The 13962-nt window shown below is 48.3% G+C and carries 15 protein-coding genes; 11 read left to right on the plus strand and 4 right to left on the minus strand.

Features of this window, described 5'->3' with window-relative positions; genetic code table 11:
* Position 1: 1 nt before the first annotated feature.
* From HMPREF2700_RS09195 to HMPREF2700_RS09230, 8 genes are all read left to right on the plus strand, one after another.
* Positions 2–1288: a phosphatase PAP2/dual specificity phosphatase family protein gene (locus HMPREF2700_RS09195; protein ID WP_070591681.1), complete on the plus strand. Its 1287-nt coding sequence runs from the start codon at positions 2–4 to the stop codon at positions 1286–1288.
* 2 nt (positions 1289–1290) lie between these two features.
* Positions 1291–1665, plus strand: coding sequence for a hypothetical protein (locus tag HMPREF2700_RS09200; protein ID WP_070591683.1), 375 nt, complete (start codon positions 1291–1293; stop codon positions 1663–1665).
* 63 nt (positions 1666–1728) lie between these two features.
* A complete protein-coding gene (locus tag HMPREF2700_RS09205) occupies positions 1729–2436 on the plus strand; it encodes a lysophospholipid acyltransferase family protein (protein ID WP_070591685.1) in 708 nt (235 codons plus the stop codon).
* Entirely contained in the window at positions 2433–3422 is a 990-nt protein-coding gene (locus tag HMPREF2700_RS09210; protein WP_070591686.1) for a phosphatidate cytidylyltransferase, read from the plus strand. The genes HMPREF2700_RS09205 and HMPREF2700_RS09210 overlap by 4 nt, the downstream gene beginning before the upstream one ends.
* Before the next feature lie 107 nt (positions 3423–3529).
* Positions 3530–4150: a DUF2238 domain-containing protein gene (locus tag HMPREF2700_RS09215; protein ID WP_070591688.1), complete on the plus strand. Its 621-nt coding sequence runs from the start codon at positions 3530–3532 to the stop codon at positions 4148–4150.
* A 334-nt stretch (positions 4151–4484) separates the two neighbouring features.
* The gene (locus HMPREF2700_RS09220) at positions 4485–5492 is read left to right on the plus strand and encodes a ubiquinone anaerobic biosynthesis protein UbiU (protein ID WP_070591689.1); all 1008 of its coding nucleotides are present in this window, start codon (positions 4485–4487) and stop codon (positions 5490–5492) included.
* A 10-nt stretch (positions 5493–5502) separates the two neighbouring features.
* Positions 5503–6420 carry a U32 family peptidase gene (locus HMPREF2700_RS09225; RefSeq protein ID WP_070591691.1) on the plus strand — a complete coding sequence of 306 codons (918 nt, stop codon included), beginning with the start codon at positions 5503–5505 and terminating at the stop codon, positions 6418–6420.
* Entirely contained in the window at positions 6407–6853 is a 447-nt protein-coding gene (locus tag HMPREF2700_RS09230) for a ubiquinone anaerobic biosynthesis accessory factor UbiT (RefSeq protein WP_070591693.1), read from the plus strand. Before HMPREF2700_RS09225 ends, HMPREF2700_RS09230 begins: the two co-directional genes overlap by 14 nt.
* 150 nt (positions 6854–7003) lie before the next feature.
* Here HMPREF2700_RS09230 and ccoP read toward each other — a convergent pair whose 3' ends face one another.
* The 4 genes from ccoP to ccoN are packed head-to-tail and all read right to left on the minus strand — an operon-like array spanning position 7004 to position 10621.
* Positions 7004–8350, minus strand: a complete 1347-nt coding sequence (gene ccoP, locus HMPREF2700_RS09235) for a cytochrome-c oxidase, cbb3-type subunit III (protein WP_083303984.1) — start codon at positions 8348–8350, stop codon at positions 7004–7006.
* Positions 8350–8547, minus strand: coding sequence for a cbb3-type cytochrome oxidase subunit 3 (locus tag HMPREF2700_RS09240; RefSeq protein ID WP_003748776.1), 198 nt, complete (start codon positions 8545–8547; stop codon positions 8350–8352). Before HMPREF2700_RS09240 ends, ccoP begins: the two co-directional genes overlap by 1 nt.
* 4 nt (positions 8548–8551) lie before the next feature.
* On the minus strand, positions 8552–9163 hold the full coding sequence (gene ccoO, locus HMPREF2700_RS09245; protein ID WP_063075589.1) for a cytochrome-c oxidase, cbb3-type subunit II: 612 nt from the start codon (positions 9161–9163) through the stop codon (positions 8552–8554).
* A gap of 24 nt (positions 9164–9187) precedes the next feature.
* Positions 9188–10621, minus strand: a complete 1434-nt coding sequence (ccoN, locus tag HMPREF2700_RS09250) for a cytochrome-c oxidase, cbb3-type subunit I (protein ID WP_188209933.1) — start codon at positions 10619–10621, stop codon at positions 9188–9190.
* Between the two features lie 332 nt (positions 10622–10953).
* Here ccoN and HMPREF2700_RS09255 point away from each other — a divergent pair, with 332 nt between their 5' ends.
* From HMPREF2700_RS09255 to HMPREF2700_RS09265, 3 genes are all read left to right on the plus strand, one after another.
* Positions 10954–12705, plus strand: a complete 1752-nt coding sequence (locus tag HMPREF2700_RS09255; protein ID WP_070591694.1) for a M61 family metallopeptidase — start codon at positions 10954–10956, stop codon at positions 12703–12705.
* Positions 12706–12783: 78 nt separating this feature from the next.
* Entirely contained in the window at positions 12784–13224 is a 441-nt protein-coding gene (locus HMPREF2700_RS09260; protein WP_070591695.1) for a TIGR01244 family sulfur transferase, read from the plus strand.
* A gap of 437 nt (positions 13225–13661) precedes the next feature.
* Positions 13662–13958: a helix-turn-helix domain-containing protein gene (locus tag HMPREF2700_RS09265; RefSeq protein ID WP_003680870.1), complete on the plus strand. Its 297-nt coding sequence runs from the start codon at positions 13662–13664 to the stop codon at positions 13956–13958.
* The last annotated feature ends 4 nt before the right edge of the window (positions 13959–13962 follow it).

Below are 13962 nucleotides of genomic sequence, written 5' to 3' on the forward strand. Positions count from 1 at the left end.
CATGAAACCCACCCTCAAAACTTCCCTGCTCAAGCTGATTTTAGTCGGTATCCTGTTTTACACCAGCTACGGCCTCTCCAACCATTACGCGGCATCGTTGGACTATGTGCCTGAAATCGCTTTTGCATGGGAGAGCAATATTCCGTTTTGGGCATGGACGATTGTGCCTTATTGGTCGCTGAACCTGATGTATGCCGCGGCATTTTTTCTTTGCCGTGATACACATGAACAAAACCGATATGTAGCGCACCTTGTCGTCGCCCAACTGATTGCGACTGCTTGCTTTGTGCTGTTTCCGCTACGTTTCGGGTGGCCTAAACCGCCTGCCGATGGGCTGTCAGGCTGGCTGTTTGATTCATTGGCTGCATTTGATTTGCCGTACAACCAAGCACCATCTTTGCATATCGCGTTGGCGATTATCGTGGGTGCATTTTATTGGACGCGCTTTCCCAAAATCCGCCTGCCGCTTTTCTTATGGCAAAGCCTGATTGCCTTGTCGGTACTGACGACTTATCAACATCATTTTATTGACGTGTCGACCGGCGCATTGCTCGGCTGGCTGGTGTTGTGGGCTTTTCCACGTCAGATGACTTCGCCGTTAAAACTGGGTTTGAGTAATGTACGCTCAAGAAAGATTGCGTTGCTGTATTTTCTTGGCGCGTGTTTAATGGCTTTGCCTGCGCTGCTGGGTGGTGTGTGGCTGTGGTTTATATGGATTAGCGTGTCTTTGCTGATGGTGGCCTTTGCCTATTTGACTGGGAATGCAAACATATTCCAAAAACAGGCTAACGGTAAATTATCGGCGGCAGCGACGGTTTTACTATTGCCTTATCTGGTGGGCGTACGGCTAAACATGGCGTATTGGTTACGCGGTAAAGCGAAAACGGCACAAGTCCGCCATGATGTATGGATTGGCAGCGTTTTGGGAATTTCAAACCATCTGCCTGCCGTATTGGATGTATACGCCGAATATCCCTGCCGTAGCTATCAAGGAGAATATCGCTCCCTACCTTTACTGGATATGGTAACGCCGTCTGAAAACGATTTGGTTCAGACGGCCTTGATATTGGAAACCTTGCGCCAAAAACACGGCAAAGTGCTGATATGCTGCGCTTTGGGTTATGGAAGAAGTGCCGCAGTGGTGCTGACGTGGCTGCTGGTCTATGGTGGCTGCAAAGACTTGGCACAAGCGAAGGCCGAACTCAAACAGGCTCAGCCGCAAATGGTATTATCGCCGGCCACTGCCCAAGCAGTCGAAGCTGCGGCCAACCGTTTAAAACAAGGATAATGATGGACAACGCAACCGATAGCCGTATTATTGCCCACCTGCTCTCTACCGCACATTATGTTGCCACCTGCAACGCCTTACTGCTCGCCTTGTCGGTAAAATATGGTGGTGCATGGTTTGCGGTGCAACTTGTCTTGGCAGCGGTTTTGCTGTACTGCCATATCCGCATTCACTTCGACCACCGCGTGTTCCAAGACTTTGCCGACAACCGCTACTCTCCTGAAGACTTTGACCAATCCTTACAACAAAACGGTTTGCGTCAAATTTCAGGTAGCCGTACGTTAACCCAACGGATAAACGGCGCACTTTCCTTATGGCGCAAAAGCTTATACCTGACCGCCGCACAATTTTTAATTTTGCTTATCCAAAGCATTTGATTATTTTTGCTGATTTACCCAAACCGAATCCTTAGCGGTATCTCACTCCCAAAGGCAGAAACAATGAAAAACTTCCTCAAAAAACAACTTGCCTGGCTGACCGACCAAGCCTTGTGCCTGTCGGTCTCTTTTCTTACGGGCGTGCGCCCCAAAAGCCCGAGCGAGCTGACATTCAATCAGCACCAAAAGGTCTATTATGCCAATCACGGCAGCCATGGCGATTTTGTGCTGGTGTGGATTTCCCTGCCCCACCGCTGGCGCTTGTCCACGCGCCCAGTCGCCGGTTCGGATTACTGGCTGACAAGCAAACTCAAACGCTTCATCATTCAAAACGTTTTCAACGCCTTGCTGATTCCGCGTCATAGCGATAATCCGCAAGCGATTACCGAACAGATGAAAGACGCGCTGAACGCAGGCGACTCCTTGATTATTTTCCCTGAAGGTACGCGTAACACTGACGACAACACCATCCTGCTGCCGTTCAAGTCCGGCATTTATCATTTGGCAAAAAGCAAACCCAATACCGAATTTGTGCCGATTTGGATAGACAACATCAGCCGCGTACTGCCCAAAGGCAAAATCCTGCCTATACCGCTTTTGTGTGAAGTCCATATCGGACAGCCGCTTACTTTGCAGGAAAACGAAGACAAAGACAGCTTTTTGACACGCAGCCGTGAGGCGTTGCTGGCACTCAGGCCGTCTGAAAACGACCGCAGCGAACTTCACCAAAATGAATCTGAAGTTCATCAAAACAAAGGAGGACAAGCATGAGCCTTTCTACGACTTCCCAACAAATCATTGTCGAACAAGCCGCCGCTCATCTGACTCCGCAAGCCAGCTATATTTTTGTCGGCGTATTTGCCGTATTGTGTTTTGCCAGCATCATCGGACAATGGCTCAAGCGTAAAAACGGCGCAGATAATGCCACCATCGCCAACCTCAACGCCCGCATTTACGCGTGGTGGCTGATGACGCTGGTGTTGCTGGGCGCGTTTTGGTTCGGCAAAATCGGGACGGTTGTACTGTTTTTCCTGATTTCATTTGCCGCACTGCGCGAATTTATGACCCTCGTCTATCGCCGCCGCAGCGACTATTACAGCATGGTAGTCTGCTTTTACCTGCTGCTACCGGTGCAATACTATTTCGTCTATGACGGCTGGTACGGCATGTTCAGCATTTTTATTCCGGTTTACGGCTTTTTGATACTGCCGATTATTGCCAGCCTCAGCGGCCAAACCGCGCATTTTTTGGAACGTGCCGCCAAAACACAATGGATGGCGATGATTTGCATTTTCTGTCTGTCCCATGTTCCGGCGCTGATGTTTCTGGACTTGGACGGCTTCGATAACGGCAATAATATCCTGTTGCTGATCTTCCTGATTGGCGTGGTGCAAGTATCGGATGTGTTGCAATACGTTTGGGGCAAACTGATTGGCGGTGCAAAAATCATGCCTTCGCTTTCCCCGTCCAAAACCATTTCCGGCACTGTCGGCGGTATTTTGTCGGCCACAGCCATTGCCGCTCTGATAGCGCCGATTACGCCGTTCTCGCACGGCCAAGCAGCCGTTATCGGCTTTATCGTCTGCCTGATGGGCTTCTTTGGCGGCCTGGTTATGTCTGCCATCAAACGCGATTACGGTGTCAAAGACTGGGGCAATATGATACGCGGCCACGGCGGCATGCTTGACCGTGTGGATTCGATTTGTTTTGCCGCACCCGTGTTTTTCCACATCACCCGTTATTTCTGGAACGGCTAAACTTCAGGCCGTCTGAAAGCTGTTTTCAGACGGCCTTTAATGCATGAAACTGCCAGCCCTGCCAATTCGTTATACAATACGCGACATTGTTATTACATACACACAACATGAATAAACCCTCTCCAATCTTTCCCATTTTCCTTGCCACAATTATCTTTGCCCTCATTGTTTGGTCAGGCATCAATCCCCATGACCGCGCGGTCTGGTACGCCGAAATCATCCCCGTAGCATCCGTATTCTTCCTTCTGGTTGCCACCTACCGCATTTTCCGCTTCAGCAACTTGGCCTACTTATTCATGAGTTTTTGGCTGATTATGCATTCCATCGGTGCATACTATACTTTTGCAGATGTACCGTTTGAATCCATCAACCGCTTTTTTGAACCAATTTTGGGCGAAAACCGCAATCATTACGACCGTATTGCCCATTACATCATCGGCTTTTATGCCTACCCGATGGCCGAATGGCTGCTGCGCCGCAAGCTGTGCAATCTGCCGCTGGCCTTATTTTTCTCCCTGTTCTTCATCATGAGCGTGGCTGCCGCCTATGAAATCATCGAATGGCAATATGCCGTCATCGACGGCGGAGAGGCCGGACTGGAATTCTTAGGTTCTCAAGGTGATATTTGGGACGCGCAAAAAGACATGCTTGCCGATACTTTGGGCGCGTTAACTTCTCTGTTTATTTTTGTATTTACCCGACCCGATAAACGTTTGGGCCTCTCTTAAATATATCCCTTTAAAGCAAAAGGCCGTCTGAAAACAGATTTTCAGACGGCCTTTTTTCATTTTTCTATCGCCATTATTGTAAAAATTAATAAATGCGATAGTTAAAAACATAAGCCGATTTTGAAACAAAATCCGTCATCAAAATTTTTAAGCACATGAAATATATAAAAAACAACGTCTGTTAAGATTTTGTAAACAATATGTCCACGTCAACATGAATTTTTCGATTTGATTTAAGTCAGCATATCTTGTGTCATTAATCCATAAAATATTCGGAATTCTACAAAATATTGATTAACCCGATAGAGGTTATCATCAAGACGAGGAACACAAAATGCAGAAAATTCCAGAATTGGTCTGCCCCGCCGGCAACCTGCCTGCACTGAAAACCGCTGTGGACAACGGTGCGGACACGGTTTACATGGGTTTGAAAGATGCGACCAATGCACGAAACTTTCCGGGACTGAATTTCGATATGAAATCTGCGCGGGAAGGCGTAACTTACGCCCATGCGCGCGGACGCAATGTACTGATGGCCATCAATACATTCGCACAAGCCGGCCAAGTGGAGCGTTGGCATGCCGCTGTGGATACGGCGGCGAATTTGGGTGCCGATGCGATTATTGTTGCCGACCCTGCCATCATGGCGTATGCGGCAGACAAACATCCGAATTTACGCCTGCATATGTCAGTACAAGGTTCGGCCACCAATTACGAAGCCATCAATATGATGAAAGAGCTGTTCGGCATCCGTCGTGCCGTTTTGCCGCGCGTGCTGACCATCGATCAGGTCAAACATGTGATTGACAATACTGATGTGGAAATTGAAGTCTTTGGCTTCGGCAGTTTGTGTGTGATGGTGGAAGGCCGTTGCATCTTGTCGAGCTATGCAACAGGCGAATCACCCAATATGCAAGGGGTCTGCTCTCCGGCAAAATCCGTCCGCTGGGAACAGCTGCCCGACCGCATGAACGTACGTCTAAACCAGGTATTGATAGACCAATACAAACCCAATGAACCCGCAGGTTATCCAACCTTGTGCAAAGGCCGCTTTGAAGTCAATGATGAAACCTACTATGCTTTGGAAGAACCGACCAGCCTGAATGTTTTGGAAATGTTGCCCGAACTCATCAAAATCGGTGTGTCCGCCATCAAAATCGAGGGACGCCAACGTAGTCCGATGTATACGGCACAAGTAACCAAATCCCTGCGCCAAGCACTGGATGCAGCCGCAGCCGATCCGTCGCATTTCAAAGTCAATCCGTCCTGGAACAATGCCTTGAGCAAAGTTTCGGAAGGTCATCAGACAACTTTGGGCGCATACAACCGCCCATGGAAATAAGGGGGAAAAAATGAATTCATTGAAATTGTCGCTGGGCCCTATTTTATTTTTCTGGCAAAAAGAAGCCCTGCTGGAATTTTACGTTTCCATGCTGGATACGCCGTTGGACACGGTCTATTTGGGCGAGGTAGTCTGCTCACGCCGTCAGAAAATGCGCTTTGCTGACTGGTTCGGACTGGCTGAAGACCTGGCAGAAAGCGGTAAGGAGATTATTCTTTCCTCACAAGTCCTGCTCGAAAGTGAATCTGATCTGAAACGCCTACGCAAAATCACGGAGCAGGGAAAGTTCAAAGTTGAAGCCAACGACATGGGGGCGGTTAAATTGGCACGCGAACACGGCATCCCGTTTGTTGCCGGTGCAAGCCTGAATATCTACAACGAAACCACTTTGGACGTATTCCGAAAATTAGGGGCATTCCGCTGGATTGCACCGTCTGAGCTGAGCCGCAATAAGGTTGCCGAAATCATCAAGGCTTCAGACGGCATTGAAACCGAACTCTTCGCTTGGGGTAAAATGCCGCTCGCCTATTCATCACGTTGCTTTACCGCCCGCCATTACAATCTGAATAAAGACAGTTGCGAGTTCCGTTGTCTCGACCACGAGCACGGTATGGCCATGAATACGCGCGAAGGCCAGCCGTTTCTCACCATCAACGGCATCCAAACCATGTCTTACGGCTGCCAAAACCTACTGCCCCACCATGAAGACTTAAATAAAATCGGCGTGAATATGCTCAGACTGTCACCACAAATGCACGGCATGGCTGAAATTATCCAAATTCACCGTGATGTATTGGACGGAAAAGCCACATGGGAAGATGTTCGCCCCGAGTTGGAACGGCTGACTACCGGAACACTGGTTGACGGTTATTGGCGCGGTCAGCCCGGTATTGAAACCGTGAAGGAGGCATATTATGGCGCTGCCTGAAATCATATTACCCAAATGGATGGCGAAAATCGGTACCAAACTTCCCGGCAAACCTCCGCGCTTTGTTTTAGTCTCCGTATTGAATACCATGCTGAAAAAAGGTTTACTGCCTGCCGATATGGAACTTTTTGCCGGAAGAAAATTCGAAATCGAAGTTATGGATGCCGGCATTAAAGTGCGGTTTAGTGCCAATACGGAAAAATTCCTGGATGACAACTTCAGCGGTACCCCCGATCTGAGGCTGGCCGCCAACGGTATAGACTTCATGCGCATGATGATGCGCGAGGAAGATCCCGATACCTTATTTTTCAACCGTAAATTGCAAATTGAAGGCGATACGGAACTGGGGCTAATTACCAAAAACTTACTCGACAGCGTCGAGTGGCCTTTCAGCGAATGGTTCCTGAAACGCAGTACATCCACTTTGGATTGATTAATTTTGGTTGAAACAAGAATAAAGGCCGTCTGAATGTTTCAGACGGCCTTATATATTTAGTCTCTTTAATATGTCTTTTCTTATCGGCTTTATCAAATATAAAAAAGCGTACCTTGTTAGATACGCTTTTTTCAATCCGACTCAAAATTAGAATTTTGCACCGGACTCATTTGCCATAAAGTCTACAGCCGCTTTGACTTCATCGTCACTCAAGCTGCTGTTGCCGCCTTTGGCAGGCATTGAATTAAAACCTTCAAGCGCGTGTTTGTGCAGAGTGTCTTTACCTTGCTTAATTCGAGAAGCCCAGTCGTCTTTTTTACCTACGACAGGAGCACCTGGAATCATACCGCCATGACATGTTTTACAGTTGGCTTCAAAAACAGCTTTGCCATCTACCTTAACCGGAGCCGCTTCTGCTTTTTCAGCAGGTTTGGCTTCAGCAGCCGGAGCAGCTTTAGCATCTGAAGCAGCTTTATCGGCAGCAGGAGCTGAAGCAGCCGCCGGAGCTGAAGCATCGGCAGGTTGAGCTGCAGGAGCAGGATCGGCTTTTTTAGCAGGAGCTTTTTTACCGTCTTTATGAGACATGCCCCAAACATAAGCAGTCATAATGTGCAGTTTGTCTTTGTCGAGGAAGTGACCCCAAGCAGGCATTTGGCTGCTATGACCGTTGGTAATGGTTTCGGTAATCGCTTTTTGAGTACCGCCCCACAACCATACATCATCGGTCAGATTCGGGCCGAGGCCTTGGATACCTTGACCTTTGTCACCGTGACAAGTGAAACAGTTGGCAGGCGGGCCGCCAAACAGGACTTTACCGCGTTCTGCACGTTCTTCGTCATATTGGTCTTTAGGTTTAGAAAGGGACATAACATACTGTGTTAGGTTTTTCACGCCTTCTTCACCCAAAGCAGGACCCCATGCTGGCATGGCGGCAGTACGGCCTTTTTCAATGGTTTCCTGAATTTTCTCAGGATCACCGCCCCACAACCAGTCGTCATCAGTCAGATTTGGGAAGCCTTTAGAGCCTTTGGCATCTGAGCCGTGACATTGGATACAGTAGGTATTGAAAAGGTTTTGTGCAATAGCACGGGCTTCAGGATCTTTAGCCACTTTTTCAATCGGCATATTGGAAAATTTAGCATACACTTTACCGTATTGCTGATTGGCTTTGGCAACTTCTTCTTCATATTGGCCATGGCTGCTCCAGCCCCACAGGCCTTTGTAATCGCCGATACCGGGATACATAATCAGGTAGCCGACGCCAAACAGCCATGTGCAGACATAAAGCCAAAACCACCAACGTGGCAGAGGGTTGTTGTACTCCGAAATACCGTCCCACTCATGACCCGTGGTTTTTACTTCTTCGCCTTTTTTAGGGCGTTTCACAACATTTTGCGAAAGCAGAAGCCAAGCCAGGCCGATGAAGCTGAGCACGACGATAACGGCAATATATATACTCCAGAAACTACTGGTAAATTGGGATGTTGTGTTCATTATTTTGCTCCGTGATCACGGACTGACTGAGCTTGATCGTCCTTTTCAGACGGCCTTTGTTCGTCATTATCGAAAATACTGCTGGCTGCATCATCATAGTTTTTCTTATTGCGTCTATTGAACACAATATAGAGGACTAAAATAAAGCTGATGAATACCCAAACAGTAAAGAGCGAGCGAGCCCAGTTAGCGTCCATGATGTTACCTTACGTTTTTCAATGCCAAGCCCAAGCCTTGCAGGTAGGCGATAACAGCGTCCAGCTCTGATTTGTTGGCCAGCATTTCAGGTGCTTTGGCAATTTCTTCATCGCTGTAAGGTGTACCCACTTTACGCAGGGCTTTCATATGCGCCACAGTTGCCTCGGCATCGACTTTATTGCGTGCGAGCCATGGGAATGCAGGCATATTGGACTCCGGCACAACGTCGCGCGGGTTCAGCAGGTGGATGCGGTGCCATTCATCGGAATAACGGCCGCCGACACGAGCCAAATCCGGACCGGTACGTTTAGAACCCCATTGGAACGGATGGTCATAAACAGACTCACCGGCAACGGAGTAGTGGCCGTAACGTTCAGTTTCTGCACGGAATGGACGAATCATTTGAGAGTGGCAGTTGTAGCAGCCTTCGCGTACGTAAATATCACGACCGGCCACTTGCAAAGCGTTGTATGGTTTCACGCCTGGCGCAGGTTCAGTAACTGCCTTGGAGAAGAACAGCGGAACGGCCTCGATCAGAAGGCCGACGCTGACTACAAGCAGGGTGAATACAATCAGTACACCGACTTTTTCTTCAGCTAATTGTTGTAATTTCATTTTGGTAGCCTATCTTTCTTATCATTAGTGGTGTTGAGTTTGAGAAACCGCAGGAATCTCAGCATCAACTGCTTTACCACTGATAGCAGTACGGTAAACGTTATATGCCATGATGCACATACCGCTCAGGTACAGAAGACCGCCGGTGAAACGAATCATGTAGTAAGGCATGGTACGTTTTACAGATTCGACAAAGGAATAAGTCAGTGTGCCGTCTTCGTTCAAAGAACCCCACATCAGGCCTTGCATCACACCGGCAATCCACATCGCGGCGATATACAGAACCACACCGATGGTTGCAATCCAGAAATGCGCTTCAACCAATTTGGTGCTGTACATTTCGTTTTTACCGAAGAGGCGAGGGATCATGTAGTAAACGGAACCGATGGTTACAAAGCCTACCCAACCCAATGCACCGGCGTGAACGTGTGCAACAGTCCAGTCAGTGTAGTGGCTCAGAGCATTAACAGTTTTGATAGACATCATCGGGCCTTCGAAGGTAGACATACCGTAGAAGGACAGAGATACGATCAAGAATTTCAAAATAGGGTCGGTACGCAGTTTGTCCCATGCACCAGACAGAGTCATGATACCGTTGATCATACCGCCCCAAGAAGGAGCGAACAGGATCAAAGACAATACCATACCCAAAGATTGAGTCCAGTCAGGCAATGCGGTGTAGTGCAAGTGGTGAGAACCTGCCCACATATAAGTGAAAATCAAAGCCCAGAAGTGAACAACGGACAAGCGGTAAGAGTAAATAGGACGGCCTGCTTGTTTTGGTACGAAGTAGTACATCATGCCCAAGAAGCCGGCTGTCAGGAAAAAGCCCACCGCATTGTGGCCGTACCACCATTGAACCATCGCATCAATCGCACCAGCGTAAACCGGGTAAGATTTCATCAAACCGGCAGGGATGCTGATATTATTGACGATGTGCAACAGCGCAACAGCCAAGATGAAGCCGCCGTAGAACCAGTTGGCAACGTAAATATGTTTGATTTTACGTTTGGCAATCGTACCGAAGAATACGATAGCGTAGGCAACCCACACCAGCGTAATCAAAATGTCGATAGGCCATTCCAACTCAGCGTATTCTTTACCTTGGGTGTAACCCATAGGCAAGCTGATAGCCGCAGCCACGATGACGGCCTGCCAACCCCAGAAGGTAAATGCAGGCAACCAACCGCCAAACAGACGGGTATTACATGTACGTTGAACAACGTAGTATGATGTACCAATCAGACCGCAACCACCGAATGCAAAAATAACCGCATTGGTATGCAGCGGACGCAGGCGACCAAAGTGGAACCAAGGTCCAATTTCAGATAAATCAAGGGATGGAGCAAATAATTGGGCGGCTACAATTACACCGACCAACATGCCCACAATACCCCAAACTACAGTCATGATGGCGAACTGGCGCACCACTTTGTAGTTATAAGTTTGTGTGTCCATGGAAGTCTCCATAAATTATGGGTATAAAAAATTTTTATCTCACCCCAACCCTTACGTTTATGAAAAGCGCAATACGGCCAAGGCTCAAATTTTTCTAAATTTAACATAGACACCAAGACATGCCAAGCAAAATTACATTCCATATTGCATAAAACCTTTAGTGAGACATAATCTCATTTCTTTTATAATCAAGAAATTATTTAAACATATCCAATAAATCGGACACAGCATTTTTTCAAGCCCCCTTTTTCGTACAAATTTATTGATATAGATTAAACCTAACCTTTAAAAACACTTATCCTTAATAAACTTTAGCAAATTATACGATAGCTATGATTAATTACAAAATTACCCCCAACTTTCTGTCTCATGAATGGCACATCACCTTATCATTCACTCAAGCCAATGATTCTGAAACAGAAATCAGCCTTCCAAACTGGGTTCCCGGCAGCTACCTCATCCGTGACTTTGCCCGCCACCTCACACACATCAGCGCGCGCTGCAACGGCAAAGCCCAGCCGCTGACACAAACCAGTAAAAACCATTGGCAAACCTCGGCCCTCAGTGGAGCGTGGGAAATTTACTACACCGTCTACGCATTCGACTTGTCTGTACGCGGCTCGTTCCTCAGTACCGAGCGTGGCTTTTTCGACGGCGCATGCCTCTTCTTAAAAGTACACGGACAAGAGGAACAACCGCACCAAGTCGAATTTCCCACCCTGCCGCACACATGGCAGATAGCCACAACCCTGCCCAAAATTTCGACAACCACTTTTCAGACGGCCTCATATGCCGAGCTGATTGATCACCCCGTTGAAACAGGCATCATCGAATTCCTCGACTTTGCAGCACAAGGCATTCCCCACCGTATTGCATTAAGCGGTATCTACCCCGATTTCGACCGCGCCCGCTTCCTCGCCGATATTCAAAAAATCTGCGAAACCGAGTTGGCGATGTTCCCCTCCCCTGCCCCGTTTTCCGAATACCTTTTCCTACTACATCTGGGCGACAACCTCTACGGCGGACTGGAACACATCAGCAGCACCGCCCTTCTTGCCGACCGCCACAGTCTGCCATCTTACGACATGGGCGAAGCCGACAAAGCCTATACCGAATTGCTCGGCCTCTTCTCCCATGAATACTTCCACGCATGGAACGTCAAATCCATCAAACCGGCCGTCTTCGCACCTTACAATCTCGACCAAGAAAACTACACCGAGCAACTTTGGGCATTTGAAGGCATTACTTCCTACTACGACGACCTCTTTCTAGCCCGAAGCAAAACCATCAGCCCCGAAGCCTACCTTACCCTGCTTGCACAAGGCATCACACGCGTACAGCAGACACAAGGCCGTCTGAAACAAACACTTGCCCAATCCAGTTTCAGCGCGTGGGACAAGTTCTACAAACAAGATGAAAACAGCCCAAACGCCATCGTCAGCTACTATCAAAAAGGCGCACTGGCCGCACTTTGCCTCGACCTCATCATCCGTGAAAAAAGCCAGGGCAAATACACCCTCGACAGCGTGATGCAGCAACACTATCGCGATTGGTGCGACACCCATCAAGGCATACCCGAAAAACACTGGCAAACCCGTTGCCAAGAAATAACCGGTTTAGATTTAGAAACCTTCTTTCAGACGGCCTTATACAGTACCGACGACCTTCCGCTCGCAGAATGTCTGCAAAGCGTAGGTGTCAAACTCGACTTTATCCCCCTGCCACGCCAGCACGGTGGAGCATTTGCCAGCAAACCCCAATCGGTTGCCCCCGCCAATGATTTGGACGCACGTTTCAAACAAAACGGCGACCATGCTGTCCTGACTCATGTATTTAATGGCGGCAGCGCAGAAAATGCCGGACTCTGCCCGCAAGACAAAATCATCGCCTTAGGCGGCTATGCCTGCAGCGACCTTGCAGCGCAGTGGAGCAAACTGCCTATCGGCACGCGCACCACCATCCATTTCTTCCGCCAAGGCTTGTTGCGTGAAACCAGCATCACAGTTCAAGCAGTAGAAGCCAATACTGCCCTGCTGCACATTACCGATCGCCAAAAACTCGAACACTGGTTGTACAATCACTAAATAAAACTTCAAACGGCCTGCCACTGCCTAGGCCGTCTGAAATCTACATATCCACTCAATATAAAGAAAGGAAAAACTATGCCCATCCGTAAACTGACCGACACCCTCTATATCGCCCCCCAGCTGACCGAAGCCGATGTCCAAGAAGCCGTACGTCTCGGCATCCAAACCATCATCTGCAACCGCCCGGACGGCGAAGAAGAAAACCAACCGGCTTTTGCCGAAGTACAAAACTGGTTTAAAGAAGCCGGCATCAACCAATTCTCACACCAGCCCGTTGTTGCGCCTCAAATCAACGCAGCCGATGTTGCAGCCTTCCAAAAACTGTTACAACAATCTCCGGCTCCTATCCTTGCCTTCTGCCGTACCGGCACTCGCTGCTCCCTGCTTTGGGGTTATCATCAAGTACAACACGGCGCATCCGTAGCCGAAGTAGTTGCCGCAGCCGAACAGGCAGGCGTCAATCTCAGCAACTTTGAAGCCCGCCTGCAAGAAGCCAAAGATAAAGGTTTAGCTTAAACTTAATTTATATAGTAAGTAGCAGCCTTTAAACCAATCAGGCCGTCTGAAACCCATCTTTCAGACGGCCTAATGACTTTTATTCACAATCAAACCTTATTTTTAATTTATTTCCACTATCCTAAAAATATATTTTCTAAATCAAGCCCGAATTGACCTGTATCAATACCCCAACCCTATTTTCATTTATAATGCCTTTCAATGCTTCAGGGCCAAGCCCTAATCATCCAGTTTTCCTCTATAAGAGCCAGCTCTCTTATTAAATGATTTTTCTTTCCTCTTGATGTGTGTGTGTTTGGGTGTGGCCGAAAGCCACCCCCTTTTTTTTATACCTACCCTCTTTAAGGCCGTCTGAAAACTTTCAGACGGCCTTTCTTTTCCCCTCACAAAAATAGTATAAAATCCCCTTATCGTTCAAACCACAAACTCAAAATACCATGGTCAATAAACTCACTCCCCCTCCAAGCCTGCCCGATCCGCAAGACCTCCGCGCCGTTATCGCTTACAACATGCGCCTCTATCGCGTCAATCACGGCTGGTCGCAAGAAGAACTAGCGCGCCAATGCGGACTTGACCGTACCTACGTCTCCGCCGTCGAGCGCAAGCGCTGGAACATCGCCCTTTCCAACATCGAAAAAATCGCATCCGCGCTTAAAATCGCCCCTTACAAACTCCTCCTTCCACCGCAAGAAATGCTCCGCCAAATGACCGAGCCTGCCGACACCCAAGCCTAATTCA

This window comes from Neisseria sp. HMSC068C04 (assembly GCF_001810105.1).
GTDB classification, from domain to species: domain Bacteria; phylum Pseudomonadota; class Gammaproteobacteria; order Burkholderiales; family Neisseriaceae; genus Neisseria; species Neisseria flavescens_B.

What these genes read in the sequence shown, in the direction of transcription:
- HMPREF2700_RS09195 (WP_070591681.1), top strand. Translation starts at nt 2, where the DNA reads ATGAAACCCACCCTCAAAACTTCCCTGCTCAAGCTGATTTTAGTCGGT.
- HMPREF2700_RS09200 (WP_070591683.1), top strand. Translation starts at nt 1,291, where the DNA reads ATGGACAACGCAACCGATAGCCGTATTATTGCCCACCTGCTCTCTACC.
- HMPREF2700_RS09205 (WP_070591685.1), top strand. Translation starts at nt 1,729, where the DNA reads ATGAAAAACTTCCTCAAAAAACAACTTGCCTGGCTGACCGACCAAGCC.
- HMPREF2700_RS09210 (WP_070591686.1), top strand. Translation starts at nt 2,433, where the DNA reads ATGAGCCTTTCTACGACTTCCCAACAAATCATTGTCGAACAAGCCGCC.
- HMPREF2700_RS09215 (WP_070591688.1), top strand. Translation starts at nt 3,530, where the DNA reads ATGAATAAACCCTCTCCAATCTTTCCCATTTTCCTTGCCACAATTATC.
- HMPREF2700_RS09220 (WP_070591689.1), top strand. Translation starts at nt 4,485, where the DNA reads ATGCAGAAAATTCCAGAATTGGTCTGCCCCGCCGGCAACCTGCCTGCA.
- HMPREF2700_RS09225 (WP_070591691.1), top strand. Translation starts at nt 5,503, where the DNA reads ATGAATTCATTGAAATTGTCGCTGGGCCCTATTTTATTTTTCTGGCAA.
- HMPREF2700_RS09230 (WP_070591693.1), top strand. Translation starts at nt 6,407, where the DNA reads ATGGCGCTGCCTGAAATCATATTACCCAAATGGATGGCGAAAATCGGT.
- ccoP (WP_083303984.1), bottom strand. Translation starts at nt 8,350, where the DNA reads ATGAACACAACATCCCAATTTACCAGTAGTTTCTGGAGTATATATATT.
- HMPREF2700_RS09240 (WP_003748776.1), bottom strand. Translation starts at nt 8,547, where the DNA reads ATGGACGCTAACTGGGCTCGCTCGCTCTTTACTGTTTGGGTATTCATC.
- ccoO (WP_063075589.1), bottom strand. Translation starts at nt 9,163, where the DNA reads ATGAAATTACAACAATTAGCTGAAGAAAAAGTCGGTGTACTGATTGTA.
- ccoN (WP_188209933.1), bottom strand. Translation starts at nt 10,621, where the DNA reads ATGGACACACAAACTTATAACTACAAAGTGGTGCGCCAGTTCGCCATC.
- HMPREF2700_RS09255 (WP_070591694.1), top strand. Translation starts at nt 10,954, where the DNA reads ATGATTAATTACAAAATTACCCCCAACTTTCTGTCTCATGAATGGCAC.
- HMPREF2700_RS09260 (WP_070591695.1), top strand. Translation starts at nt 12,784, where the DNA reads ATGCCCATCCGTAAACTGACCGACACCCTCTATATCGCCCCCCAGCTG.
- HMPREF2700_RS09265 (WP_003680870.1), top strand. Translation starts at nt 13,662, where the DNA reads ATGGTCAATAAACTCACTCCCCCTCCAAGCCTGCCCGATCCGCAAGAC.